21 protein-coding genes are annotated in these 26,530 nt (G+C 62.9%); 9 read left to right on the top strand and 12 right to left on the bottom strand.

The window, feature by feature from the left end; genetic code table 11:
* Positions 1-247 precede the first annotated feature (247 nt).
* The 4 genes from AACQ43_RS10385 to ydiJ all read right to left on the bottom strand — a co-directional run bounded on the left by AACQ43_RS10385 (position 248) and on the right by ydiJ (position 6,428).
* Positions 248-2,107: a DEAD/DEAH box helicase gene (locus AACQ43_RS10385; protein ID WP_168967204.1), complete on the bottom strand. Its 1,860-nt coding sequence runs from the start codon at positions 2,105-2,107 to the stop codon at positions 248-250.
* 185 nt (positions 2,108-2,292) lie between these two features.
* Positions 2,293-2,754 carry a hotdog fold thioesterase gene (locus tag AACQ43_RS10380; protein WP_168967203.1) on the bottom strand — a complete coding sequence of 154 codons (462 nt, stop codon included), beginning with the start codon at positions 2,752-2,754 and terminating at the stop codon, positions 2,293-2,295.
* 126 nt (positions 2,755-2,880) lie between these two features.
* Complete coding sequence (locus AACQ43_RS10375; protein ID WP_168967202.1) at positions 2,881-3,369, bottom strand: hypothetical protein; 489 nt, start codon at positions 3,367-3,369, stop codon at positions 2,881-2,883.
* On the bottom strand, positions 3,369-6,428 hold the full coding sequence (gene ydiJ / locus AACQ43_RS10370) for a D-2-hydroxyglutarate dehydrogenase YdiJ (RefSeq protein ID WP_168967201.1): 3,060 nt from the start codon (positions 6,426-6,428) through the stop codon (positions 3,369-3,371). Before ydiJ ends, AACQ43_RS10375 begins: the two co-directional genes overlap by 1 nt.
* 166 nt (positions 6,429-6,594) lie before the next feature.
* On the opposite strand from ydiJ, the gene AACQ43_RS10365 reads away from it, so the two are divergent.
* The 3 genes from AACQ43_RS10365 to AACQ43_RS10355 all read left to right on the top strand — a co-directional run bounded on the left by AACQ43_RS10365 (position 6,595) and on the right by AACQ43_RS10355 (position 10,681).
* Complete coding sequence (locus tag AACQ43_RS10365; RefSeq protein ID WP_168967200.1) at positions 6,595-7,521, top strand: cation diffusion facilitator family transporter; 927 nt, start codon at positions 6,595-6,597, stop codon at positions 7,519-7,521.
* Between the two features lie 314 nt (positions 7,522-7,835).
* Entirely contained in the window at positions 7,836-9,371 is a 1,536-nt protein-coding gene (locus AACQ43_RS10360; protein WP_168967199.1) for a TerC family protein, read from the top strand.
* 188 nt (positions 9,372-9,559) lie between these two features.
* The gene (locus AACQ43_RS10355; protein WP_168967198.1) at positions 9,560-10,681 is read left to right on the top strand and encodes an alkene reductase; all 1,122 of its coding nucleotides are present in this window, start codon (positions 9,560-9,562) and stop codon (positions 10,679-10,681) included.
* 85 nt (positions 10,682-10,766) lie between these two features.
* Here AACQ43_RS10355 and AACQ43_RS10350 read toward each other — a convergent pair whose 3' ends face one another.
* The gene (locus tag AACQ43_RS10350) at positions 10,767-11,786 is read right to left on the bottom strand and encodes an adenosine deaminase (protein ID WP_168967197.1); all 1,020 of its coding nucleotides are present in this window, start codon (positions 11,784-11,786) and stop codon (positions 10,767-10,769) included.
* Positions 11,787-12,000: 214 nt separating this feature from the next.
* Between AACQ43_RS10350 and AACQ43_RS10345 the strand changes: the two genes are divergently transcribed.
* The 5 genes from AACQ43_RS10345 (at position 12,001) to AACQ43_RS10325 (ending at position 17,426) form a co-directional block, all read left to right on the top strand.
* Positions 12,001-12,750 (top strand): HAD-IIA family hydrolase, encoded by a 750-nt coding sequence (locus AACQ43_RS10345; RefSeq protein ID WP_011706469.1) that lies wholly within the window; start codon positions 12,001-12,003, stop codon positions 12,748-12,750.
* Positions 12,751-12,819: 69 nt separating this feature from the next.
* Positions 12,820-14,394 (top strand): cation:proton antiporter family protein, encoded by a 1,575-nt coding sequence (locus AACQ43_RS10340; protein ID WP_168967196.1) that lies wholly within the window; start codon positions 12,820-12,822, stop codon positions 14,392-14,394.
* Between the two features lie 125 nt (positions 14,395-14,519).
* On the top strand, positions 14,520-14,888 hold the full coding sequence (locus tag AACQ43_RS10335; protein ID WP_017408059.1) for a cupin domain-containing protein: 369 nt from the start codon (positions 14,520-14,522) through the stop codon (positions 14,886-14,888).
* Positions 14,889-15,081: 193 nt separating this feature from the next.
* Positions 15,082-16,746, top strand: a complete 1,665-nt coding sequence (asnB, locus tag AACQ43_RS10330; RefSeq protein WP_168967195.1) for an asparagine synthase B — start codon at positions 15,082-15,084, stop codon at positions 16,744-16,746.
* 179 nt (positions 16,747-16,925) lie between these two features.
* A complete protein-coding gene (locus AACQ43_RS10325; RefSeq protein WP_168967194.1) occupies positions 16,926-17,426 on the top strand; it encodes a thioredoxin family protein in 501 nt (166 codons plus the stop codon).
* Positions 17,427-17,507: 81 nt separating this feature from the next.
* Here AACQ43_RS10325 and maiA read toward each other — a convergent pair whose 3' ends face one another.
* From maiA to AACQ43_RS10295, 6 genes are all read right to left on the bottom strand, one after another.
* Positions 17,508-18,146 (bottom strand): maleylacetoacetate isomerase, encoded by a 639-nt coding sequence (gene maiA / locus AACQ43_RS10320; protein WP_043119137.1) that lies wholly within the window; start codon positions 18,144-18,146, stop codon positions 17,508-17,510.
* Between the two features lie 72 nt (positions 18,147-18,218).
* Positions 18,219-19,217 carry a fumarylacetoacetate hydrolase family protein gene (locus tag AACQ43_RS10315; protein WP_168967193.1) on the bottom strand — a complete coding sequence of 333 codons (999 nt, stop codon included), beginning with the start codon at positions 19,215-19,217 and terminating at the stop codon, positions 18,219-18,221.
* A gap of 11 nt (positions 19,218-19,228) precedes the next feature.
* On the bottom strand, positions 19,229-20,389 hold the full coding sequence (locus tag AACQ43_RS10310; RefSeq protein ID WP_011706477.1) for a homogentisate 1,2-dioxygenase: 1,161 nt from the start codon (positions 20,387-20,389) through the stop codon (positions 19,229-19,231).
* Positions 20,390-20,436: 47 nt separating this feature from the next.
* Positions 20,437-21,534, bottom strand: coding sequence for a 4-hydroxyphenylpyruvate dioxygenase (gene hppD / locus AACQ43_RS10305; RefSeq protein ID WP_017408053.1), 1,098 nt, complete (start codon positions 21,532-21,534; stop codon positions 20,437-20,439).
* A 237-nt stretch (positions 21,535-21,771) separates the two neighbouring features.
* On the bottom strand, positions 21,772-22,440 hold the full coding sequence (locus AACQ43_RS10300; protein ID WP_168967192.1) for an HAD family hydrolase: 669 nt from the start codon (positions 22,438-22,440) through the stop codon (positions 21,772-21,774).
* Entirely contained in the window at positions 22,437-23,096 is a 660-nt protein-coding gene (locus AACQ43_RS10295) for a TIGR01621 family pseudouridine synthase (protein ID WP_168967191.1), read from the bottom strand. The genes AACQ43_RS10300 and AACQ43_RS10295 overlap by 4 nt, the downstream gene beginning before the upstream one ends.
* Before the next feature lie 86 nt (positions 23,097-23,182).
* Between AACQ43_RS10295 and AACQ43_RS10290 the strand changes: the two genes are divergently transcribed.
* Entirely contained in the window at positions 23,183-24,766 is a 1,584-nt protein-coding gene (locus AACQ43_RS10290) for a GGDEF domain-containing protein (protein WP_168967190.1), read from the top strand.
* A 67-nt stretch (positions 24,767-24,833) separates the two neighbouring features.
* Here the strand turns inward: AACQ43_RS10290 and AACQ43_RS10285 are convergent, their stop codons facing one another.
* Entirely contained in the window at positions 24,834-26,387 is a 1,554-nt protein-coding gene (locus AACQ43_RS10285; protein ID WP_017408049.1) for a methyl-accepting chemotaxis protein, read from the bottom strand.
* Between the last annotated feature and the right edge of the window lie 143 nt (positions 26,388-26,530).

Raw genomic sequence — 26,530 nt, 5'->3', positions numbered from 1 at the left:
CTGCATCCTTCCCTATTTATGCGGGAGTGGCTCGCAGCCCCCGCTACCCTGCGTTTACCTGTCTCTTCCCTGCCACATCCCCACACTGCCAGGACAACGTCAGGCAACCCATCAGCGATATCAAGGGTACGCCATGGACGTACCCATCCACATCCCCCACCCATGTAGTACTGCAGTGTCGCCTGGGTGAACGACGGGCAACAAAAAGGCCGCTCGATGAGCGGCCTTTTTAGCTAGCAGTCAAGGTTTAGCTGTCGCGGCGCTTGCCACCGAATTTGCGACCCTTGTCGAAACCGCCTTCGCGGCGATCCTTGTTGAAGGGACGGTCGCCACGGAACGGACGATCACCACGAGGCGGACGGGGAGCAGTGTTGCTGCCGGCCGGCACTTCGGTGTAGCGGCTGATCTGCAGCGGACGCTGGCAGACGCGGGCCTTCTTGATCACTTCCAGCACGTCGGCGCTCATACCCTTGGGCAGATCGACGGTGGAGAAGTCATCGGCGATATCGATGTTGCCGATGAAGCGGCTCTCGATGTTCGCTTCGTTGGCGATGGCACCCACGATCTGGCCCGGCTTGACGCCGTGATGGGCACCCACGTCTACGCGGTAGCGCTCCATCTCCACGTCCGGGTTGTCTTTGAGCGGACGCGGCTCCAGAGACGGCATGCGACGAGCCGGGCGATCGCCACGGTCGGCGAAATCACGGCCACCACGGTCGTTGAAGTCACGACGCTCGAAACCACCGCGATCGTTGCCGGCGTTGAACACCGGATCCGGAATGGAGTCATCCAGCAGCAGCGGTTGGTCACCCTGTACCAGCTTGGCCAGTGCGGCAGCCAGCTCCAGCGGATCGGCAGAGTCTTCTTCGATCAGCTCGTTCACCAGGTTCACGTAGATCTCGAGCTCTTCGCCCATCATGGTTTCGCGGATGCGCTCCTTGAACTTGGCCAGACGGTGCTGGTTGATGTCCTCGGTGCTCGGCATCTTCATCGGCTCGATGGCCTGACGGGTTGCGTGCTCGATGGCGCGCAGCATGCGACGCTCGCGCGGTGCCACGAACAGGATGGCTTCGCCCTTGCGACCGGCACGGCCGGTACGGCCGATACGGTGAACGTAGGATTCGGTGTCGTAGGGGATGTCGTAGTTCACCACGTGGGTGATGCGCTCAACGTCCAGACCACGGGCAACCACGTCGGTGGCGATCAGGATGTCCAGCTGGCCCTGACGCAGCTTGTCGACGGTACGCTCACGCAGCTTCTGCGGGATGTCACCGTGCAGCGCTTCACAAGCATGACCACGGGCTGCCAGCTTGCCAGCCAGTTCTTCGGCGGCGTTCTTGGTGCGTACGAACACCAGCAGGGCTTCGTAGGGTTCGACTTCCAGCAGACGGGTCATGGCGTCCAGCTTGTGCAGACCGGTCACCTGCCAGTAACGCTGGCGAATGGTGGTGGCGGTAGCAGTCTTGGAGGCGATCTTGATCTCTTTGGGCTGCTTCAGGTGCTTCTGGGCCACACGACGGATCTGCTCCGGCATGGTGGCGGAGAACAGGGCAACCTGACGACCGGCCGGGCACTGTTCCATGATCCAGTCCACGTCGTCGATAAAGCCCATGCGCAGCATCTCGTCCGCTTCGTCCAGCACCAGGGCTTTCAGGCCGGAGAGGTCCAGGTTCTTGCGACGGATCAGGTCCATCACGCGGCCCGGGGTACCCACGACAACCTGAGCACCTCGGCGCAGGGCGCGGGTCTGGGTTTCGTAGGAGGCGCCGCCGTAGATGGGCAGCACGTGGAAATCAGGCATGTGGTGGGCATAGCGTTGGCACGCTTCAGCCACCTGCAGAGCCAGTTCACGAGTCGGTGCCAGCACCAGGATCTGGGTGTTGCGGTTACCAGCTTCCAGACGAGACAACAGAGGCAAGGCAAAAGCAGCGGTCTTCCCTGTACCGGTTTGCGCCTGCCCCAGCAGATCATGGCCCGCCATCAGGTGGGGAATTGCTGCGGCCTGGATGGGGGACGGGCGCTCATAGCCCACGTCCTGCAGCGCTTTCAGTACAGGCGCGGCCAGTCCAAGCTCACTAAAAAGGGGCAGTTGTTCGGTATCAGACATAGATTCGATTCTTCCAGATTAAGGCAGGCGGCTAACACCGCGGAATAGCAAAAAGGCGGCGATTATAGCGCCACTTTGTTCTGCTGTCTTGAAAAATGTGATAGGCATCTCAAGACGTTGGCAATTATAGAGGGATCTCGCGACTATGGCTTGCTTATTTTGCACGCATAGTGCGTTATTGCGGATCACTCCTCGCGGGAGTCCTTGTCCCGCTTGTGTTTGAGCACCGCCATGGTCAACCGGCTGGTGCACAATAAACGACCACGTTCATCCCGAATTTCTATCTGCCACACCTGAGTCGTGGTCCCCAGATGCAGCGGGCTGCAGCGCCCGGTCACCACCCCTTCCCGCTTGGCCCTCAGGTGGTTCGCATTGACCTCCAGCCCCACGCAGTAGCTCTCCGCTCCCACCGCCATGTTGGCCGCGAGCGATCCCAGCGTCTCCGCCAGCACCACGGAGGCGCCGCCGTGCAGCATGCCGAGCGGCTGATGGGTGCGGTGATCCACCGGCATGGTGGCCTCCAGCCAGTCGGGACCAAAGGCGGTATAGACGATGTCGAGGTGGGCCATCAGGGTGTTGCGGGAGCTGGCGTTAAGCCCTTCAAGGCTCATAGGCTTGCGCCAGATAGGGCTGCTTTCTTGACTCATGGTGCGCGGACTCCTTGCGTGATCAACGGGTTATCGATGCGCCGTAGCGGCAAACCAGCAGTGTCGGCGAAAAAGGAGCAAAAAAAAAGATGCCCACGCTGGGGCATCTTGCATCGAGGTTGACCCTCACCAGGGATAGGTCACCCCTGGCCACTCGGACCAGGGCTGGCCCCGCCCCGGCAGGCGCGGCTCGGGCCACTGCCACACCTTGCCGAGCCAGGCGCGCAGTTCGGCCTCCAGTTCGGCATCGGTGAGCGGCGCCTCGGCCACCTTCCAGAAGAAGAGCTCTACCGCCACCTCCGGCAACACCGAGGGGTAGAGATAAACCCCACCCCAGAACTCGGGCTCCCGCGCCGGGCTCCAGAGGCCATAGGCAAAGGAGCGTTTGGCCAGAAATTCGGAGTGCTGCCACTCCAGATCGGCCTCGTGCTGGCTCAGGCTGAAATGGGCAGAGGGCCACACATCGTCCAGGCGAAACAGCTGATGAAGCTGCTCGCGCTCGCGCAGCATGGCGACGAACTCCACCACTGCCTGGGTCGGGTTGACCGGCAGCAGCAGGAAGTGCGGGTGCCGATAGGCTTGCGGCACCCGAAACCGCTTAGGGAGCGTCAGCATCAGAGCAGTTCCAGCAGGGCCTGCAGCGGGTGCTTGAGTTTCTCCCCCTCCATCCGCTTGACCTGGCTGCGGCACGAATAACCGGTGGCCAGACAACGGGCTTGCGGCAGGCGAGCCAGAGGCTCGGCCCAGCTCAGGCCATAGATGCCCTTGGAGTTCTCCACCTGTTTGGCATCGTGGCCATAGGTACCGGCCATGCCGCAGCAGCCCACCGACACCGGTTGCAGCGTGGCACCGAAGCGGCGGAACAGGGTGCTCCAGTCACCGTGGGTCGACGGCTTGGTGGTCTTCTCGGTGCAGTGGGCAAACAGATACCAGGGCTCGGCGCCGGCGTCAGCTTCTCGCACAGGCAGCGCCTCAGCCGGCAAGGAGAGCAGCCACTCCTGGGGCAGCAGCACCTGGAAGTCGCCGCGGGCGGGGCCGAGCGCCTTCACGTATTCGTCCCGATAGCAGAGCACCAAGGAGGGATCGACCCCCACCATGGGGATGCCGAGCGCCGCCACCTTGTTGAGGAACTGGGCGCTGCTGGCGGCGGTACGGGCGAAGGCGCGCAGAAAACCCTTAACGTGCTGGGGCTTGCCGTTGGGTTTGAACGGCAGCAGATAGGGCTGCAGGCCGAGCTTGCTGGCGAGCTTCACCAGATCACGTACCACGGGGGCGTCGTAATAACTGGTGAAGGGATCCTGCACGATGAGCACCACTTTTTGACGCTGCTCGGGGCTCATGGCCTCCAGACCCGGCAGGTCGAAATAGCGGGCGCGATGGTCGCGCAGCTCCTCGGCCAGGGTCGGCACGCTCAATAGCGGCACGTCCACCATGCCGATGCTCTTCTCGGTCGCCTTCTGGGCCCACTCTTTCTCGAGGAAAAAGTTGACCAGTTTCGGCGCCTTGGCCAGCAAAGGAGCATAGCTTTCCACCGTGCCGACGAAGTAATCCTTGGGACCGCGCAGATAGCGGCTGTGATAGAGCTGCATGAAGCGGGCGCGGAAGGTGGGCACATCCACCTTGATGGGGCACTGGCTGGTGCAGGCTTTACACGCCAGGCACCCCTCCATCGCCTCCATCACTTCGTGGGAGAAGTCATACTCGCCACGCTGTTTGGCCCAGCTGTTGCGCACCTTTTCCACCAGCTGTTTGAAGCGCACGCCGCCGGAGTGAAGTGCTACCTCTTCCGCCAACGGGTCGAAGCCCTGCTCCGCCAACTGACGCAGCCACTCGCGCATCAGGCCGGCTCGCCCCTTGGGTGAGTGGCGGCGATCGCGGCTTATTTTAACCGAGGGACACATGGGCGAGTCGGTCTCGAAGGTGAAACAGAGACCGTTGCCGTTGCAATCGAGGGCCCGGGTATAACTCTCGCGCACCGCCACCGGGATCTGGCGGTCAAACTTGCCGCGCTTGGGGCCATCGACCGAGACCAGCTCGGCATCGCTGCCATACGGGACACAGATCTTGCCCGGGTTGATGCGGTTTGCCGGATCGAACGCCCCCTTGACCCGCTGCAGCTCTTCCCACAGCTCGCCAAAGAAGGCGGGGCTGTACTCGGAGCGAAAACCCTTGCCATGCTCGCCCCACATCAGGCCGCCATATTTGGCAGTGAGGGCCACCACCTGATCGGAGATGCGCCGCAGCAACACCTCCTGCGCGGGATCGCACAAATCGAGCGCCGGGCGCACATGCAGCACACCGGCATCGACGTGGCCAAACATGCCGTAGTCGAGGCCGTGGGCATCGAGCAGGGCACGAAACTCCATAATGAAATCGGCCAGCGACTCTGGCGGCACGGCGGTATCTTCGGTGAAGGCCACCGGCTTCTTGCGCCCTTCGGCGTTGCCGAGCAGCCCCACCGACTTCTTGCGCATGGCGTAGATGGTCTCGATGCTCGGCAGGTGGTCACACACCTGATAGCCGATGATCCCGGCTTCGCCATGAGCCAGCAGCGCGTCGATACGGCGGCAGAGCTCTGCCACCTTGGCCTTGTGCGCAGCCTCGTCGGTATCGGCAAACTCGACAATATTGAGCCCCTGCAGATCCTTGCCGGGCACATCCTGAATAAGTTCTTTCACCGAATGCCAGATGATGTCGGCGCGGGCCAGCCCGAGCACCCGGGAGTCCACCGTCTCCACCGACAGCGCCTCGGCCTGCACCATAAAGGGGGCATTGCGCAGGGCGGAGGGGAAGCTGTCGTACTTGACGTTAACCAGGGTGCGATAGCGCGGGATGGGCGTGATATTGAGTCTGGCTTCGGTGATAAAGCCGAGAGACCCTTCAGATCCGCACAGCACCCGGCTCACATCCAGCGTGTCGGTATCCGGTTGATAGAGGTGCTTGAGATCGTAGCCGGTCAGAAAGCGGTTGAGCTTGGGGAAGGTCGCCTCGATGTCGGTGCGGCGCTCCTTGCCGATGCGATAGAGGGTGCGATAGATCTCCCCTTCCCGACTCTCCAGCGCCAGCTTGTCGGCCAGTCGCTCACCGGTCAGTGGCTCGGTAGTCATCAGATCGCCGTTCTCCAGCACAGCTTTGAGGCCGAGCACGTGATCCGAGGTTTTGCCGTAAACCAGCGAGCCCTGCCCCGAGGCATCGGTGTTGATCATGCCGCCTAAAGTGGCGCGGTTGGAGGTGGAGAGATCCGGCGAGAAGAAGTAACCGTAGGGCTTGAGATAAGCGTTGAGTTGGTCTTTCACCACCCCGGCTTGGGCGCGCACCCACCCCTCTTCCAGATTAATTTCCATGATCTGGTTCATATGACGGGAGAGATCGACGATAATGCCGCCGCCCAATGACTGACCGTTGGTGCCGGTACCGCCACCGCGAGGGAAAAAACTCAGAGTGTGGTACGCCGGTTCCGCCGCCAGCTTGAGCATTACTGCTATGTCGTCCGCACTGCGCGGATAGAGAACCGCCTGAGGTACTACCTGATAGACGCTGTTGTCCGTCGCCATCGCCAACCGGCTTGCATAAGACTTTTCGATATCACCACGAAAGGCGCTGCGCCCTAGCAACTCTAGGAACGACAGGGTTGTGGGTGACAAACTGTCCTGGTAATCGAGTCTCGGGATCATGAATCCTTGTTCCCTTATTTGCTTGATGCCGGCACCCCGGCGACTACGACTGACCCATCGCCCATCAATGGCAATCAGGCCAGTCCGCTCACATGTGAGCGGGCAGTATATCAGCTCGAAAACCGCTTGCGCGTAGCAATATTAACCATTTGAAAGGAGGACTTTTATGGCTCACCACAGCCATGTTATCAGTACGCTGGTCACCACAGAGAAGCAGGCGCTTACCCTGTCGCTGTTTGGCTGCATCACTTTCGCCATCTTCGGCATCGGCTACGGCCTGTTCGTTGGCTCCAACGCCATCATGCTCGATGGCATCTTTACCCTGTTCAGCATGGGCATGACAGGCCTCGGTCTGGTCACCGCCTACCTCGTTACCCGCCCCTCCGATGACCGTTTCCAGTATGGCTATGCGCACTTCGAGCCCATCGCCAACGTCATCAACGGCTCCATTATTCTGCTGCTCTGTCTGGCGGCACTCTACAACGGCCTCACCACCCTGCTGGCGGGCGGACGGGAGATCGATCTCGGCCACGCCCTCATCTATGCCGTCGTCTCCACCTTCTTCTGCGGCATCATCTACCGGGTCGAAGCCGACGTGGCCGAGCGGGTCAACTCCGAGCTGGTGCGGGTGGACTCCAAGGAGTGGCTGGTCGACACCCTGCTCAGCACTACCCTGCTCATCGGCTTCGTGGTCGCCATCGGCCTCGATGCCATCGGCTACGGCCAATACAACCGCTATATAGACCCGGTGCTGGTCTCGCTGCTGGCCCTCTGCGCCACCCTCATTCCCATCAAGGTGCTCGGTCGCAACCTGCGGGAAGTGCTGAAGATCGCCCCCAAGGGGGATGTCTCCCGGCTGGTGGCAAGCGAAGTCGAGGCCCTGCGCCTGCGCCATGGCATCGAGTGCTACAGCCATCTGGCGAAAAGCGGCCGCCGCTTCGATCTCGAACTCAACATTCTGGTAGCCCCCGGCCAGGAGTGGCCCGTCGAGCGCCAGGATGCCCTGCGCCAGGAGCTCTGGTCCCGCCTCGGCGATACCCTGGGGGACGCCTGGCTGTCGGTCTGCTTCACCCGCGAGAAACGCTGGCTGTAAGCCGCACGGCGGGGCTTGTCTGGCAAGCTCCGCCCGCGCCTGTCGCCCCGCTTGGCGAGCGCCTTTGCCCCTGCGCTGCCCGCCCCCCTCTTGCCAAATACGGGATTCCCGTTATCATCAGGGCTCATTTTTAACCCGAGGTTTTATTGCCCATCATGGACAATCCCCGAAGTTGCCCTTCGTTTCTTCCCGTCAAAGCCTATCTTTATCTGCTTAATCAGCGCCTCTGAATAACGCCATTGCCTTGCTGTCACTGCGGCCATCGTACGCCGTGCTTACTCTCTGCTCTGTCTGTTTTTTATTGAGGTCACTACATGGAATTGCTGCTGGATCCCCATATCTGGATCGGTCTGTTTACCCTGATCGTCCTGGAAATCGTGCTCGGGATCGACAACCTGGTCTTCATCGCCATCCTGGTGAAAAAGCTGCCCCCCGCCCAGCGGGACAAGGCCCGTGTCATCGGCCTGTCGCTGGCCTTGCTGATGCGCCTGGGGCTCTTGAGCGTGATGTCCTGGCTGGTCACCCTGACCACCCCCATTTTGCACCTGTGGGATCACCCCTTCTCCGGTCGGGACCTGATCCTGATGGGGGGCGGCCTGTTCCTGCTGTTCAAGGCCACCTCCGAGCTGCATGAAAGGCTGGAGGCCAAGCCGCCCGAAGACGGGCCGGTCGGCGTCTACGCCAGCTTCGCCGTGGTGATCACCCAGATCCTGGTGCTGGATGCCATCTTCTCGCTGGACTCCATCATCACCGCCGTCGGCATGGTGGAACACCTCGGCGTCATGATGGCGGCCGTGACCATCGCCATGCTGGTGATGGTGCTCGCCTCCAAGCCGCTGACCCGCTTCGTCAACGCCCACCCCACAGTGGTGGTGCTCTGTCTGAGCTTCCTGCTGATGATCGGTTTTAGCCTGGTGGCGGAAGGGTTCGGCTTCCATATTCCGAAGGGTTACCTCTACGCGGCCATCGGCTTCTCGGTGCTGATCGAATTCTTCAACCAGCTCTCCCAGCGCAGTGCCGAGCGACACGAGGCCAAGCAGCCCCTGCGCGAGCGTACCACCGCCGCCATCTTCAAGCTGATGGGCAGCAAGGCGTATCAGGACCGGCCGGACGACGATCTGGACGCCCCCGCCGCCGAGCCGGTAAGCTTTGGCGAGGAGGAGCGCTACATGGTGACCGGGGTGCTGTCGCTGGCCGAACGCTCCATCCGCACCATCATGACCCCGCGCTCCGAAATGGCCTGGATCGACGTCAACGACTCCAACGACGAGATCCGCACCCTGCTGCAGCAGGAGCCCCACAGCCTGTTCCCGGTCTGTGACGGCGACCTGGACGAGGTGATCGGGGTGGTCAAGGCGCGCGACCTGCTGTTTGCCCTCAACGAAGGGCAATCCTTGAGCGAGCTGGCCAGGCAGAACGACCCCATCATAGTGCCGCAGACCATCAACGTGATTAAGCTGCTGGCGGAGCTGCGCCAGGCCAAGGGCAGCCTCATCCTGGTGGCCGACGAGTTCGGCGTGATCCAGGGGCTGGTGACCACCCACGACCTGCTGGAGGCCATCGTCGGCGAGCTGCCCGATGAAGACGAAACGCCAGACATCGTCCGCGATGGAGAAGGCTGGCTCATCAACGGCAGCACCAACATCCACCACGTGGAGCAGGTGCTGGAACACGAAGGGCTGGTGAGCGAGAGCGACGAGTACGTGACCCTGGCCGGCATGCTGCTCTCCCACTTCGGCACCCTGCCCGCCCCGGGCCAGCAGCTGCAACTGCAGCAGCTCGGCTTCGAGGTGGTCGAGGTGAGCGAGCGGCGCATCGAGCGGGTGCGCGTCATGCCGCAGGAGGCCTGACGCCATTGCGTGAACCATGCTGAAAAAGGGGGCCTTGCTGGCCCCCTTTTTTATTCAGGAGCCCCCCCCTGCCCCTTCCTCGTTTCACCATTGCTGTCATCAGCGCAATTCTTTTCTGCAATTACCCCTCTTTTTCGCAAGGGATACCGGCACTAGAGTGAGCCCATCATCACCATGAGGAATTCACCATGCACCACGATCACCTGTTCTGCCCCCTGCGTCTCGGCCAGCTGCACCTCAACAATCGCATCGTCATGCCCCCCATGACCCGCTCCCGCGCCAGCCAGCCCGGTGACGTGGCCAATGCCATGATGGCCACCTATTACGCCCAGCGCGCCGGGGCCGGCCTCATCATCAGCGAAGGCACCCAGATTGACCCCATGGGCAAGGGCTACGCCTGGACGCCGGGGATCCACAGCGCCGAACAAGTGGCTGGCTGGAAGCAGGTGACCGACGCCGTCCACGCCAAGGGCGGCACCATGTTCGCCCAGCTCTGGCACGTGGGCCGGGTCACCCATCCTGACAACCTCGGCGGTGCCCAGCCCATCTCCTCCTCCGCCATTCAGGCGAAAGGGGTGCGGGTATTCGTCGACAACGGCAGCGATGCCCCCGGTTTTGTCGAAACCGTCACCCCGCGTGCCATGACCCAGGCCGATATCGACGCGGTAGTGGGGCAGTTTCGCCAGGCGGCTCGCAACGCCATGCTGGCAGGTTTTGACGGCATCGAGCTGCACGCCGCCAACGGCTACCTCATCAACCAGTTCCTCGACTCCGAGTCCAACACCCGCACCGACGGCTATGGCGGTTCGCTGGAAAACCGGCTGCGCTTCCTCAAAGAGGTGACCGAGGCGGTCTGCAGCGAGATCGGGGCTGACCGGGTCGGGGTGCGCCTCGCGCCGCTCACCACCCTCAACGGCACCGTGGATGCCAACCCGCAGGAGACCTACCTGGCCGCCGCCCGTCTGCTGGGCCGCCTCGACGTGGTCTACCTGCACATCGCCGAGGCGGACTGGGACGATGCCCCACTGATGGCGGAAGGCTTCAAGCAGGGGCTGCGCGACGCCTTCCCCAACACCCTCATCTATGCCGGCAAATATGATGGCGAGCGTGCCCGGGCGGCGCTCGAGGCGGGCTGGGCCGACATGATAGGCTTCGGTCGCCCCTTCGTGGCCAACCCCGACCTGCCCGAGCGACTGCGCCACGGTTATCCGCTGGCCCCTCACGATCCGGCCACCCTGTTCGGCGGCGGCGAAAAGGGCTTGATTGACTACCCGACCTATCAGGCGGCCGCCCAGCCCCACACGACCTGAGTCACACCCGCCCAGGCATAAAAAACGCGCCCACCAGAGATGGTGGGCGCGTTTTTTTGCCTGTCGTGCTTGCCGGCGCCGCAGGCTAATGGAGGCTGACCCCGTAGCAGGCGGCGTAGCTTCTGATCTCCCGAGTCAGCCGCGCCTTGTCGGCCAGGCTCAGCCAGCTCGCCTCCACCGCGTTCAGTGACAAGCGGCAGAGCTGGTTCATGCTGGCCCCCAGCTCATGGGCCAGGGCGTGGAAGTTGGCATTCATGTAGCCGCCGAAATAGGCGGGATCGTCGGAGTTGATGGTGACGCACAGCCCCTGCTCCAGCAGCGCCAGCACGTTGTGGTGGGCCATCTTGTCAAACACCTTGAGGCGGGTGTTGGAGAGAGGGCAGACGGTGAGCGGCAGCCGGGTATCGGCCAGATAGCGCAGCAGATCGGGATCATCGACGCAGCGCACCCCGTGATCGATGCGCCGCACCTCAAGCTCCCGAATGGCCTGCCAGATGTAGTCCGCCGGCCCCTCTTCGCCGGCGTGGGCCACCACCGGCAACCCCAGCTCGCGGCAGCGGGCAAACACCCGGGCAAACTTGCTGGGCGGGTTGCCCCGCTCCCCCGAGTCGAGGCCGATGCCGTGAATGCGCGACAGGAAGGGAGTGGCCTCTGCCAACGTGGCAAAGGCATCCTCTTCGCTCAGGTGGCGCAAGAAGCTCATGATGAGCCGCCAGCTGATGCCAAACTCCCGCTCTCCGCTCTGCAGCGCCCGCTCGATGCCCCCTAGCACGATGGCGAAGGGCACGCCGCGGGTGGTGTGGGTCTGGGGGTCGAAGAAAATCTCCACATGCACCACCTTGTCGGCGGCGCAGCGTTCCAGATAGGTCCAGGTGAGGTCGAAGAAATCCTGCTCGGTGATGAGCACGCTGGCCCCTAGGTAGTAGAGATCGAGGAAGGATTGCAGACAGTCGAACTCATAGGCGGCACGCACGCTGGCCACGTCGGGCCAGGGCAGGGCCACGCCGTTGCGCTGGCCCAGGGCAAACATCAGTTCCGGCTCGAGCGAGCCTTCGATATGGAGGTGCAGCTCCAGCTTGGGCAGACCGGCAATAAAGTTATCCATGATGACGGCTCCATCGGTTCACAGACAGCGGGACCAGCAAGTGGCAGAGCGGATCCCTCCCCTCTGTCGTTCATTGTGCACCTATCTCTGTTTATGGGGGAGACTTGTCATCAAACAGACTTATAATGGCGTCACAAAAACAACATAACTATTTGAAGATCTTGAGAGTTGGCGCAACTTTCCGCCGCCTCTTGCGCCTACACAAGGAGTCCCCATGAAGAAAAACGTCATCTGCGACATCGACGGCGTCATCCTGCACAACAACGATCTGGTACCCGGTGCCGACCGCTTCGTCCACCGCCTGCTGGAGCAGGGCAGCAAGCTGCTGTTCCTGACCAACTACCCGGCCCAGACCCAGAAAGATCTGCAAAATCGCTTCCGCTCCGCCGGGATCGAGGTGCCGGAGGAGTGCTTCTATACCTCCGCCATGGGCACCGCCGACTTTCTCAAGCGCCAGGATGGCAAGAAGGCTTATGTGATCGGCGAAGGGGCACTGACCCACGAGCTCTACAAGGCTGGCTTCACCATCACCGACATCGACCCCGACTTCGTGGTGGTGGGCGAGACCCGCAACTACAACTGGACCATGATGCAGCTGGGGGCCAAGTTCGTCGATCAGGGGGCCCGCTTCATCGCCACCAACCCGGATACCCACGGCCCCATGATGCACCCGGCCTGCGGCGCCCTCTGCGCCCCCATCGAGCGGATGACCGGCAAGAAGCCCTTCTACGTCGGCAAGCCGAGCGCCTGGATCATCCGCGCGGCGCTCAACCGGATGGAGGCCCACTCCGACGACACCATCATCATCGGCGACAACCTGCGCACCGACATTCTGGCGGGCTTCCAGGCCGGCCTCGAGACGGTGCTGGTGCTCTCCGGGGTGAGCAAGGTGGCCGACATCGACCGCATGCCGTTTCGGCCGAACCACATCTTCGATTCAGTGGTGGATATCGACATCGTCTGATCCCTGCCGGCTGACGGGCCGGCCTGGCGCAAGGCCAAGGTCTGCCTCGTTACCCCTGAAGGACGCGTAATGGAACCTGTCATGATCGCCGTGGCCTTCGGCTGCGGCATGCTGGTCAACCTCATCGGCCTGCCGCCCTTGCTGGGCTTTCTGGCGGCCGGTTTTCTGCTCAACGGCATGGGCTATCAGAACACCCCGGCCCTGAACGAAATTGCCGATCTCGGCGTCACCCTGTTGCTGTTCACCATCGGCCTCAAGCTCAACGTCAAGATCCTGATGCGGCGCGACGTCTGGGGCACTACCAGTTTGCACCTGCTGCTCTCCACCCTGCTGTTCACCGTGGTGCTGCTGGTGTGCAAAGGGCTCGGGCTGGCGCTGGCCATGTCGCTGGACTGGCGGCTCGCACTGCTGCTGGGCTTTGCTCTCTCCTTCTCCAGTACCGTGTTTGCGGTCAAGGTGCTGGAGGAGCGCAGCGACATGAACGCCCTCTATGCCCGCCTCGCCGTCGGCGTGCTGGTGATGCAGGATCTGTTTGCGGTGGCCTTCCTGGCGGTCTCCAGCGGTCAGTGGCCCAGCATATGGGCGCTCTGGATCCTGGGCCTGCCGCTGCTGCGCCCCTTGCTGCTGAAACTGTTGGAGCGGGCCGGTCACGGCGAGCTGCAGGTGCTGTTCGGGATCTTCCTGGCGCTGGTGGTGGGGGCTGCCGGTTTCGAGGTGGTCGGGCTCAAGCCCGATCTCGGGGCGCTGGTCATCGGCATGCTGATCGCCTCCCACCCCGCCTCTGCGGGGCTGGCCAAGTCGCTGTTCAACCTCAAAAATCTGTTTCTCATCTGCTTCTTTCTCACCATCGGCCTCAACGGCCTGCCGACCCACGACACCATGCTGCTGGCGCTGGCGTTGGTGCTGGCCCTGCCGCTCAAAAGCGCGCTCTACTACCTGGTCTACAGCGGCGCCCACCTGCGGGTACGTACCGCCCTGCTCTCCACCCTGGCGCTCACCAACTTCTCGGAGTTCGGTCTCATCGTCGCGGCCATCGCCGCCAAGGCGGGCTGGATCTCCCACGAGTGGCTGGTTGCGCTCTCCCTGGCACTGGCGGCCAGCTTCATGATCTCGGCCCCCCTCAACGGCCAGAGCGAGCGCATTTACCATCGGCTCGGCAACTGGCTGCGCGGCATGCAGGCCACCACCCTGCACCCGGAGGACAGGCCCATCGAGCTCGGCGATGCCGAGGTGATCATCCTCGGCATGGGGCGGATCGGTCAGGGCGCCTACTTCGAGCTGGAGAACAAGTACGGCACCGTGATCCTCGGGGTGGAGAACGACAGCGAGAAGCTGCCCACCCTGCGCGCCCAGGGCATGAACGTCATCGAGGGGGATGCCACCGATACCGACTTCTGGGACAAGGTGCTGCTCTCCAACCAGGTCAACCTGGTGCTGCTGGCGATGCCCCACCACTCGGGCAACCTCTACGCCATCGAGAAACTGCGCAGCCACGGCTTTGCCGGCAAGATTGCCGCCATCGTCCGCTTCGAGGACGACATCGCCTCCCTGAAAGAGCAAGGGGTGGATGCGGTGTTCAACGTCTACGACGAAGCGGGCAGCGGCTTCGCCCGCCACGTCATCAAACGGCTGCAGCCACGCTGACGGGGGGCTGCGGCCCCCTTGGCAAGGGAGGCTCTATCGTTTACGTTATACGCAACCTCGTTTAATAAAACGAACAATCACGGGCCTGGATGGCCCCGTTTTTTATCCCTTGCCAAGGAGGCAGCATGAAGACCCTCAACGACTGGATCCTGCTCGACCGCCACGAGGCGGCCCCCACCCCGCTGATGCCCGCCCCCGAGCGCCTGCGCGCCGGCAACCCGCGCCAGACGGTATGGAACCACTACTCAGACCCGAGCCAGCAGTTTCACGTGGGCTTCTGGGCTTGCGAGCCCGGCCGCTGGGCCATCCACTACACCGAGCACGAATATTGCCAGCTGCTGGAAGGCGAGGCGGTGATCCACGACGGCCAGGGCGGCAAACTGCCCCTCAAACCCGGCGATCAGTTCGTCATCCCGGCCGGCTTTGTCGGGGAGTGGGAGACCCTCACCCCCTGCCGCAAGCTCTATGTGATCTTCGAGCCCGCCGCGACTTGACGTCTGCGTCAACCAGGGTCGCCGTAGCCGCCCCTTTTCAGGCCGACCGGGTTGACGTGTACGGCATGATTTTCTGCGGTTTTCCCGCTTGCAAAAGGTTTTTGCACTAGGCATTGTGATTGGCGAGGAATGTAAATGGAATTTCGAGCCCGAACGTGGGGGGCTCATATAAAAATCAAGAGGATTACCGCCAATGTGTTCTATTTTCGGCATTCTGGACATCAAATCCGATGCGGCCGCACTGCGCAAATCGGCGCTGGAGATGTCCAAGCGATTGCGTCACCGCGGTCCTGACTGGTCCGGCGTCTACAGCTCCGACAAAGCCATTCTGGTGCACGAGCGCCTGGCCATCGTCGATCCGGGCAACGGCGCCCAGCCGCTTTACAACCCCGAGCGCACCCACGTGCTGGCCGTCAACGGCGAGATCTACAACCACAAGGAACTCGAGAAGAACCTCAAGGTCGACTTCCAGTTTCAGACCCACTCCGACTGCGAGGTGCTGCTGGCCCTCTACAAGGAGAAGGGCCCCGCCTTCCTGGACGATCTCAACGGCATCTTCGCCTTCATCCTCTATGACGCCGAGCAGGATGCCTATCTGATTGGTCGCGACCACATGGGGATCATCCCGCTCTATACCGGCCGCGACGAGCACGGCAACTTCTACGTCGCCTCCGAGATGAAGGCCCTGGTGCCGGTATGCAAGAGCGTCGAAACCTTCCCGCCGGGACACTACCTGTGGAGCAAGGATGGCGAGCTCAAACAGTGGTACAAACGGGACTGGATGGAGTACGGCGCGGTCGAGCACAACGTCAGCGACAAAGCCGAGCTGAAAGCCGCGCTGGAAGCGGCGGTCAAGCGCCAGCTGATGTGCGACGTGCCCTACGGCGTGCTGCTCTCTGGCGGGCTGGACTCGTCCGTCATCTCCGCCATCACCAAGCTCTATGCCGCCCGCCGGGTTGAAGACGATGGCAAGAGCGAAGCCTGGTGGCCGCAGCTGCACTCCTTCGCCGTCGGCCTGGTAGGGTCGCCGGATCTCGCCGCCGCCCGCAAGGTGGCCGATCACCTCGGCACCATCCACCACCAGATCCACTTCACCGTGCAGGAAGGACTGGATGCCCTGCGCGACGTCATCTATCACCTCGAGACCTATGACGTCACCACCATCCGCGCCTCCACGCCGATGTATCTGATGGCCCGCTACATCAAGGCAATGGGGATCAAGATGGTGCTCTCCGGCGAAGGCTCCGACGAGCTGTTCGGCGGCTACCTCTACTTCCACAAGGCGCCCAACGCCCGCGAATTCCACGAAGAGAACGTGCGCAAGCTTGCCTCTTTGCATCTCTATGACTGCCTGCGCGCCAACAAGTCGATGGCCGCCTGGGGGGTGGAGGGTCGCGTGCCCTTCCTCGACAAGGAGTTCATGGACGTGGCGATGCGCCTGCAGCCCGCCGACAAGATGTGCGGCAAGGGCAAGATCGAGAAGCATATCCTGCGCGAAGCGTTCGAGGATCTGCTGCCCCACGAAGTGGCGTGGCGCCAGAAGGAGCAGTTCTCCGACGGCGTAGGCTATTCGTGGATCGACAGCCTGAAAGCCATGGTCGAGGAAGAGGTGACGGATCAGATGTTCGAGGCGGCCGCCTTCCGCTTCCCCGTCAACACCCCGCTCACCAAGGAGGCCTACTTCTACCGCGCCATCTTTGACGAGCACTTCCCGCTGGAGTCCGCCGCCCGCACCGTGCCCTACGGCAAGTCGGTCGCCTGCTCCACCCCGACCGCGCTGGAATGGGATGCCAAGTTCAAAGAGATGGCCGACCCGTCCGGTCGCGCCGTGATGGACGTCCACCAGCAGGGTTACTGATCTGCCGGCGACCTCCTTTGCCTGAATGCCAAGCCCCTCCTGCGAGGGGCTTTGTTTTTTCTCGCCGACCCATTCCCGCTTTTTGCATAACAAGCGCCCATCTCGCCCTTGGCGGCCGGGCTCACTCGTGTCACATTGTTGCGGCTTGGAAGCAACCACAACAACACAAGGAGCACGTGATGAACCGACTGCTATTGCCGCTGGTGCTTGGCACCGCCCTGTTTCATGGCGAGGCGTACAGCGCCGGCCACCTCTGGAGCCAGACCCTGCCCGATTACAGCCAGGGCTATGACGAGCAACGGGACCCGGCCCGCGATCTCGCCGCCGCCACCGCCAAGGCCAGTGCCGAGGGCAAGAAAGTCCTGCTGCTGGTGGGCGGCGAGTGGTGCAGCTGGTGCCAGGAGATGAACCACTTTCTGGACCAAAAACCCGATCTTGCCAGTCAGCTCAACCGCACCTTCGTGGTGGTCAAGGTGAACGTCAGCAAACAGAACAAGAACGAGTCCTTCCTCAAAGGTTATCCCGAGTATCTGGGGGTGCCCCACTTCTACGTGCTGGATGCCAAGGGCAAGCTGCTGGAATCCTTCAACACCGGGCTGCTGGAGAAGGGTGACAGCTACGACGGGGAGAAATTCGGCAAGTTCATCGCCTTCTTCCAGCCAAAGACCACCCACGGCTAGTGAGCCCCTGATATCAAAGCCCCGCACGGTCGGCTGACCGTGCGGGGCTCGATAATTGGAACCTGGCAGGAAGGCGCAGCCTCAGGGCTGGGCATCCGGCTGTTGCTCTGGCGCGGCCTTGATAAACGCCTGCAGTTGCTCGCAGTTGGCGACGATGCGATTGATGGTCGGGTAGTCTTCCAGCGACATGTCGTAACGGCGGGCGTTGTAGACCTGGGGCACCAGCATGCAGTCCGCCAGGGTCACCTCGTTGCCGACGCAATAGATGCCGGCGGTAGTCATCAGCAGCTGCTCCAGCGCGGCGAAGGTCTCGTCAATCCAGTGGCGATACCATTCGTCGCGGTGTGCCTTGCCCTGCCCCAGCGACTGCTCCAGATAGTTGAGCACCCGCAGGTTGTTGAGGGGGTGGATGTCGCAGGCGATCATGTTGACGATCTGGCGTACCCGGGCCCGCTCCTGCGGGGCCGATGGCATCAGCGGGTGGGCGGGATAGGTTTCGTCGAGGTACTCCATGATGGCCACCGACTGACCCACCTGCACCTCGCCATCCACCAGAAACGGCACCAGCCCCTGGGGATTGAGCCGACGGTAGGCCTTCTCGCGCTGCTCGCCCTGCCGCAGATTGACCGGATGCTGCTCATAATCGAGCCCCTTGAGCTGCATCACGATCCGTACCCGATAACTTGCCGATGAACGCCAATATCCAAACAACTGCAACATAATCTGTCCCTGTGTTGGCAGGTGCAAGGGCACCTGCCGCTCACCAGCCGGCCTCGTATCCATGCTGGCCCCTCACGTCGTCTGACTGGCCCCCGCCGGCGTGACCCGCTGCAAAATGGTGCCAAACAGACTCATCCCGTTGCGATCCTGCATCGCGATGGACACTGTATCACCAAAGCGCAGAAAGGGTGTAGTGGCTTGACCTGACTCGATAATTTCCAGCATTCGCAGCTCGGCGAGGCAGGATGAGCCGCGGCTTCGGTCGTAGTTGGAGACGGTGCCCGAGCCGATGATGCAGCCCGCCCCGAGCGGCCGGGTCTTGGCGGCGTGGGCGATCAGCTCATAAAAGTTGAAGGTCATGTCCACCCCGGCGTCGGGGGCCCCGAACAGGGCGCCGTTGAGGTGGGTTTCGAGGGGCAGATGCACCTTGCCATCGCGCCAGTCATCCCCCAGCTCGTCCGGGGTGATGGCCAGCGGCGAGAAGCTGCTGGAGGGCTTGGACTGGAAGAAGCCAAAGCCCTTGGCAAGCTCCCCCGGGATGAGGTTGCGCAGGCTGACGTCGTTGACCAGCATCAGCAGCTTGATGTGGCCGACGGCCGCCTGCGGGCTGGTGCCCATCGGCACGTCGTCGGTGATGACGGCGATCTCCGACTCGAAATCGATGCCCCACTCCTCCGACCCCATCGGGATGGTGCCACGGGGCGGCAGGAAGCTGTCCGAGCCCCCCTGATACATCAGGGGATCGTGCCAGAAGCTTTCTGGCATCTCGGCGCCGCGGGCCTTGCGCACCAGCTCCACGTGGTTGACGTAGGCGCTGCCGTCGGCCCACTGGTAGGCGCGCGGCAACGGGGAGAGACAGGCCGTCTCGTCGAACGGGAAGGCGTCGGCGCAGGCGCCATCGTTGAGCTGCTGATAGACGGCGGTCAGCTTGGGCGCAAGTTCGGCCCACTCGTCGAGGGCCGCCTGCAGGGTGGCGGCCAGCTGCGGCACGCGCACCGCGCGGCTCAGATCGCGACTCACCACCACCAGGGCGCCGTCCCGTTTGCCATTGTTCAGGGTTGCCAGTTTCATAGGGATTCCTTTTATTTGCCGTTCGTGGCTGGCGTGAGTTCCGGGCGCAACCAGCTGGTGACGTAACGCGGGTTCTCCACCCCGTCACACAGGCTGCCGACGTTGAGCGCATCGCGGGTATCGAGCATCACCGCCACCTCGTCGGTGAACTTCTTGGCATAGGCCTGACCCGCCGCAAACGCCTTGGGATGGGGGCCGTGGGTGAACCCGGCGGGGTGGAAGGTGACCATGCCCCGCTCGATGTTGTCCCGGCTGAAGAAATCCCCGGCGTGGTAGAAGAGCACCTCATCGTAATCGTCGTTGCTGTGGTAGAAGGGCACCTTGAGGGCGCCGGGATCGCTCTCGATGGGGCGCGGCACGAAGGTGCAGACCACGAACCGGCTCGCCACGAAGGTGGAGTGGGCCGAGGGTGGCAGGTGGTAGCGATGACTCATCAGCGGGCGGATATCCCGCCAGTTGAGACGCACCACGCAGAGATCCCCGTGCCAGCCCTGCGCATCCAGCGGATTGAACGGCCAGGTGATGACCGAGACCTGGTTGTGACGCTTCACCTGCAGCGACCAGGGATTCTCATCCTGCTGGGCCAGGAAGCGCTCGTTGATGGCCGGCACGTCCAGCGCTGCGGGATCGAAGATGGCGTGATTGCCCACCAGCCCCTTGTCCGGCAGCTGGTAGCTGTCGTTGGTCGCCTCGATCATCAGGATGAACAGGGGCGCCGTCGGCTCGATGCGCCACATGGTGCCGCGGGGGATCACCAGGTAGTCGCCATCGCGCAGGGTCAGGTGACCGTAGTCGCAATAGAACTCGCCGCTCCCCTCGTGGATGAACAGGAGCTCGTCGCCATCGGCGTTGCGCACCAGAAACGGCATGGGCTCATGCAGGCGCCAGATGCGGTAGCGGCAGTGGGGGTTGCTGAGAATATCCGGCATCACCCAGGGGGAGAGGGAACTCACCTCCTCGCCGAGGGCGTTGAGATCAAACAGGCGCGGGCGCAGCGGCCCTTCCCAGTTGACCCAGTCGGTGGGGGCATGCTTGTGGTGCATGTGGGTGGCCGGCCCGAAAAAGCCGGAGCGGCCCAGTTCACGCTCATAGATGGCCTGCTCGGGCAGGTCGGCATGAGCCTGACGGGAGTGTGTCCCCTCCCGGTGGGGAAAGTTAATCCAGTTGCGCATCGCCAACCTCCCTTGCTTGACAACCAACCCGCCCGTGGCGGTTCCCGTTACGCATCATTGAGCACCCCGCGACGGATCTGATCCAGCTCGATGGATTCGAACAGTGCCTGGAAGTTGCCCTCGCCAAAGCCCTCGTTGCCCTTGCGCTGGATGATCTCGAAGAACACCGGGCCAATGACGGTGTCGGTGAAGATCTGCAGCAGGATGCCGTCCTTGGTGGGGGAGCCGTCGATGAGGATGCGCAGCTCTTTGAGCGCCGCCAGATCCTCCTGATGTCCCTCGACCCGGCTGTCCACCTTCTCGTAGTAGGTGTCCGGGGTCGGCATAAAGCCGGTACCACGGCCACGCAGGGTACGGATGGTGTGGTAGATGTCGCTCGACGCCATGGCGATGTGCTGGATCCCCTCCCCCTTGTACTGACGCAGGTACTCCTCGATCTGGGACTTGTCGTCGGAGGATTCATTGATGGGAATGCGAATTTTGCCGCAGGGGGCCGTCATGGCACGGGAATGGAGCCCGGTCAGCTTGCCCTCGATGTCGAAGTAGCGGATCTCGCGAAAGTTGCCGATCCGCTCGTAGAAATTGGACCAGACATCCATGTTGCCGCGCTGCACGTTGTGGGTCAGGTGGTCAATCTCGTACAGCCCGGCATCCACCTCGGCCATGCGTGCCTGCCAGTCGGGATAGAAGACGAAGTCCACGTCATAGATGGAGCCCTTGTCGCCGTAGCGGTCGACGAAAGAGAGGGTGCTCTCGCCGATGCCGTAGATGGCGGGGATGTTGAGCTCCATGGGGCCAATCTTGCCGACGAACGGCTTGGCACCCTTGCCGATGGCGTACTGCTGGGCCTTGCCTGCATCGCTCACCCGAAACGCCATGCCGCAGACGCTCGGCCCGTGCAGGCTGGCAAACTGCTCGGCCTGGGAGTGGGGCTCGGCATTGACCACGAAGTTGATGTCCCCCTGGCGGTAGAGCCAGCACTGCTTGTGCTTGTGCTGCGCCACCTCGGCAAAGCCCAGCGAGACGAACAGCGCCTTGAGGGCGGCAATCCCTTTGGCATCCGGCGCCGTGTACTCGACGAATTCGAAACCATCGGTACCGAGCGGATTGATGGTGTGAGTACGGGCAGAAGAAGTGGTCGTCATGATGCGCTCCTTGCGATTGACTGATAACGAAGAGGGTAACACCGGGGCGCTGCGGGCAGCCGCCACCGGCATTGTTAACAACTTGTTTCATTAGAGGTGGCGGCGCGGCGGAAGAGAAGAGGCGGCGTTCAGATAGTTTGCCGGGGGGGACGCTCAAAAAATGTAAATAGATTGTGACATTAAGGCCGCAGCCTTGTGGCACGCTCGGTGGCGCCCCGCAAGGCTGTCAGCTTTGCCTTACAGGGACCAGTATCTGGGTTCGATGCGGGGCAATGCCTGCCGCGCCTGTTGCAGCCGCGCCGGGGTGGGATTGATGAGCCACGCCGCCTGCCCCTCTGCCAGCAGCGGCAAGTCGTGCAGGCTGTCGCTCAGTGCCAGGGTGGCGCCGAGGGCGTGGATCCCGGGCAGGATCTTGTGGCGGCCGTGGCAGTAAAAACGCGGCATCAGGCCGCCGAGGCGATAGTGCATCCGCGACCCCAGAATGCGATGGGGCAGATGGCCGGGCAGTTGTTGATGCAGCTGGCCCCGTACCAGGGCGCGAGGGCTGGCGGAGAGCACCCAGCAGCGCTGCCCTTCGGCCAGCAGCAGGGCGCGTGCCTCACGAAACAGTCCAGGCCGGGTACGGCAATAGGCCCGCACCAGGCGTCGCCACCCCAGCGGCGACAGCCCGAGGGTGATGGCCCACCAGATCAGTGAAATGCCGCGCCGACGCTGGCTTGGCAGCAGATAGACCAACCCACCCAGCGCCATCACCGGCCACAGCAGCAGCGGCCAGATGCGGCGGCGCAGGATGAAACGCAGCAGCCCGGCATGGCTGTCATCCGGCGCCAGGGTGTCGTCAAAATCCGCCAGGATCCAGCCGCTGGCGGGCAGATCCGGCACTCCTTGCATGGCAGCCCCCTTCATTCGGCCAGCCCCGCGATGGCGGCGTGCAGCTCGGGCAGCACAAACAGCGCGCCTTCGTCGGGCGGACAGACAAAGTCGAACGTCTCCCCCGCCAGGGTGAAGGCGAGGCGCCAGGCATGCAGATAGCCGCGATCGGCCGCCGTGCCGCCGTAGCGCTCATCCCCGAGGATCGGCGCCCCCACGCTCTTCAAGGCCACCCGGATCTGGTGGGTCTTGCCGGTTCTGGGCTTGATCCGGTAGAGCCGCAATCCCTCGCGCACCGAGACCGAGTCGAACCAGCTGATGGCGGGGTTGTCCTGGCTGCGCGCCAGCATCCAGCTGCCACCCCGACCCTTCTGCATGTCCCCCTTCACCCAGCCTTGCTTCTTCTTGGGCTTGCGATCGGAGAGGGCCAGATACTGCTTGCTCACTTCCCGCGCGGCAAAGGCCATGCTGAGGGCCCGGTTGGCCTCGGTGGTGCGCGCCAAGAGCACCAGCCCGGAGGTCATCTTGTCGAGCCGATGCACCGGATAGAGCAGCAGACCGGTGTCGGCCTTGACCCGACTGACCAGCCCCGGATGGAGCAGGCCGGCCTCGTCGGTCTCGTCATGCATGCCGAGCCCGGGCCCCTTGTTGATAACCATGAAATCTTTGTGCTGCGCTAGTATCCGGTACATCAATAACCCTTTAGAATGTTTTTAATTACAAGAACATGACCCTGCGGGGTCGCACCCCATGAACACTCAGAACAAGACTCGCACGGATGAAGAGATACCTGCTTTGGCTGCTGCTGATTGGCATCAGTCACGCTGTTCCCTTGCGGGCCAGCGAATCCACCCTTGAAGCGCCGGAGCGGGTCGTACTCCAGCTGCGCTGGCTGCATCAGCCCCAGTTCGTTGGCTATCACATGGCCAAGGCCAAGGGCTTTTATGCCAGTGCAGGGCTGGACGTCGAGATACGGCCCGGCGGCAAGGACATCAGCCCGGTAGAAGAGGTGCTGAGCGGGCGGGCCGATTTCGGGGTCGGCAACACCGAGGTGCTCACCAGCTACGCCAGCGGCCAGCCGCTGTTGGCGCTTGCCAGCGTCTATCAGCACTCCCCGTCCATCTTTCTGGCTCGCCGTGACAGCGGCATTCTCACCGTTGACGACATGCGTGGCAAACGGATCATGATGTTTTCGGCCCATCAGGACGCCGAACTGCTGGCCACCCTCTTCTATCAGGGGCTCAATGAGCACCAGCTCATCCCGCTGCCCACCTCGGTCAACATCGAGGATCTCATCGAGGGCCGGGTCGATATCTTCAACGCCTACCTCAGCAACGAGCCCTTCTATCTGGAGGAGCGCGGCATTCCCGTCTCCGTCATCAATCCGCGCAACTACGGCATCGATTTCTACAGCGACATCCTGTTCACCACCCAGGCGCAGGAGCGTGCCCATCCGGATCGGGTGGCCCGGTTTCGGGCCGCGAGCCTGGCGGGCTGGCGCTATGCCCTCGCTCACCCACAGGAGGCCATCGCCCTGCTGCGCAAGGAGTATGGCGTCAACCGCAGTCAGGCCCACATGGAGTACGAGCTGCAGGTGAGCAAGGAGATGATCCAGCCGCTCTATGTGGAGATCGGGTATATGAATCCCGATCGCATGACCCACATCATGCAACAGCTGGTCGAGATCGGGCTGGTGTCCAAGCCGGTCTCCTTGCACGAATTTCTCTATCAGGCCCCTTCCGAGCAGTGGATCTTCTGGCGCCCCTGGTTCCTGCTGAGCCTGGCGGCCAGCGTGCTGATCCTGCTGCTGGCCCTCTATCTATTGATGTGCAACCAGCGGCTCAATCGCGAGATCGCCCTGCGCCGCCAGCGGGAGGAGGAGATCTGGCAGCTCGCCCGCCGCGACCCGCTCACCGGCCTGCCCAACCGGCTGAGCCTGATGGAGCGGCTCGATGCCCAGGTCAAGGGCCCGGCTCCCGGCTGCCTGCTGTTTTGCGATCTCGACGACTTCAAGCAGGTCAACGACAACTTCGGCCACAGCCACGGCGATGCCCTCCTCTGCCAGCTGGCGGAGCGGATCAGCCGCAGCCTCGGGCCACAGCACTTCTTCGCCAGACTGGCCGGCGACGAGTTCGTGCTGCTGTTGCCGGGCCATGATCAGGCGCAAGCCGACGTCATCGCCGAGCAGATCAGGGCCACCATGCAGTCGCCGTTCGAGGTGGAAGGAGTTCCGCTGGCGGTCGGCATCAGCGTCGGCATCAGCCAGTACCAGCCGGGCTGGCGCGCCGAGCAGTGGCTGATCCAGGCCGACCGCGCCATGTACCACGACAAGGGGGCCCCGCTGGCTGAGCCCCCAGGCTGACCCCAAGTCCCCGACAGCACAAGGCCACCCGCAGGTGGCCTTGTTGTTGTATGGATGGCAGCGGCGACTAGCCGAAGGTCTGCCCTAGGGACTTGAGCTGTCTGGCCTTGGTCAGCAGGATCTCGCTCGACTCGTCGACGTCGTGCATCTTGCTGCTGTTGGCATGGGAGTGCTGAGAGATGAGGTTGACGTTCTGGCTGATGTTTTCCACCACCGCCTGCTGCTCCTCCGCCGCCGCCGAGATCTGGGCCGAGAAGTCCATCACCAGCTCGATCTCCGTCAGTACCTGGTGCAAACTGTCCGACCCCATCCGGGTCATCTCTACGCAGGCCTGAGTCTGTTGCAGGTTGTTCTGCATCATCCCCTTCCAGCCGTTCAGGGTGCGCTGGATCTGGCCGATGCTACTCTGGATCTGTTCGGTCGCCTTGTGGGTGCGGGTAGACAGGGTACGCACCTCGTCCGCCACCACCGCAAAACCGCGCCCCTGTTCGCCGGCCCGGGCCGCCTCGATGGCGGCGTTGAGCGCCAGCAGGTTGGTCTGATCGGCGATGCCCTGAATTTCCCCCATCAGCACCCCGATGCGATCCGACTCGCTGGCCAGCGCCACCGCCGAGGCAAAGGCGTGCTCCGCCTCCTTCGCCAGATCGGTGATCTTGTGCTCGGTCTCGATCAACTGCTGATCCGTGTGCTGGCAGTGAGCCTTGGCCTCGGCAATCTGGCTGTTGGTGTCCTGGATGTTGCGGGCGATCTCCTGGGCCGTGCTCGCCATCTCGGTGATGGCGGCCGCCATCTGCTGGGTCTGGGCATCCTGCTCGGCGATGTCCGAGCTGGCCTCGCTGGAGGCGCTCTTCAGGTGCACCGCCAGATCCTGCAGGGCGTGGGTGGCATCATCCACCCGGCCGAGCACGGTGCGAATACGGGCCTGCAGCAGCTTGATGTGGAAGTCGGCGATGGCGCTTGGCTCCTGGCCCGAGTAGATGAGCCGGGTCAGGCTGTCGTACTCGCCGGCCAGTTGCTGCAGATAACGGGGGGTGGTGATGAGCTCGTGGCGATAGAGCAACCCCAGCAAGATCAGCGGCAGCGCCATGTAAAGCGCGGCCCAGCCGCCCAGTTGCACGGTGCCGAGCCAGCCCAGCGCCAGCAACCCGGCCACCGCTACCCCGTGGCGCAGCCGCGCCAGCGAAATCCTGGGCTTGCCGCCGCCCTGCTCCGCCGCCCGCAGCCGGGCATAGGTACGGGCTGCGATCTGCTTCATCTGCGGATCGGCACGGCAGCGCACCGACTGATAGCCGCTGATCTTGCCTTGCTCGAAGATGGGGGTGACGTAGGCATCCACCCAGTAATAACGACCATCTTGGCAGCGGTTCTTCACCATGCCGCGCCATGGCTGGCCCTGCTTGAGTTTGCCCCACAAGTCGGCAAATGCCGCCTTGGGCATGTCGGGATGGCGCACCATGTTGTGGTGCTGCCCCACCAGCTCGGCCCGGCTGTAACCGGCGACCCGGCAGAAGTTGTCATTGGCGTAGGTGATCACGCCCCGCAGATCCGTGGTGGACACCAGCTGTTCATCAGCTGCGAAATCCACTTCTTGATCAACAAGATGGCCTTTTTGTTCGCGCATGTAGCCCCCACTCTTACGTTGTTGCTCAGTAGAGTGTTGGGAAGCAATCAGCACCTGTAAAGGTCAATGCAAAAAGATTCTGACGAGGCGAGAACGGATCGGGCCAGCAGGAAATAATCATTGATTTAAATCAATATTTCCTG

This window comes from Aeromonas sp. DNRA1, assembly GCF_963888745.1.
GTDB lineage: Bacteria > Pseudomonadota > Gammaproteobacteria > Enterobacterales > Aeromonadaceae > Aeromonas > Aeromonas hydrophila.
Note: the sequence above shows the minus strand (reverse complement) of the source record. Positions and strands in the feature narration are given on the sequence as shown.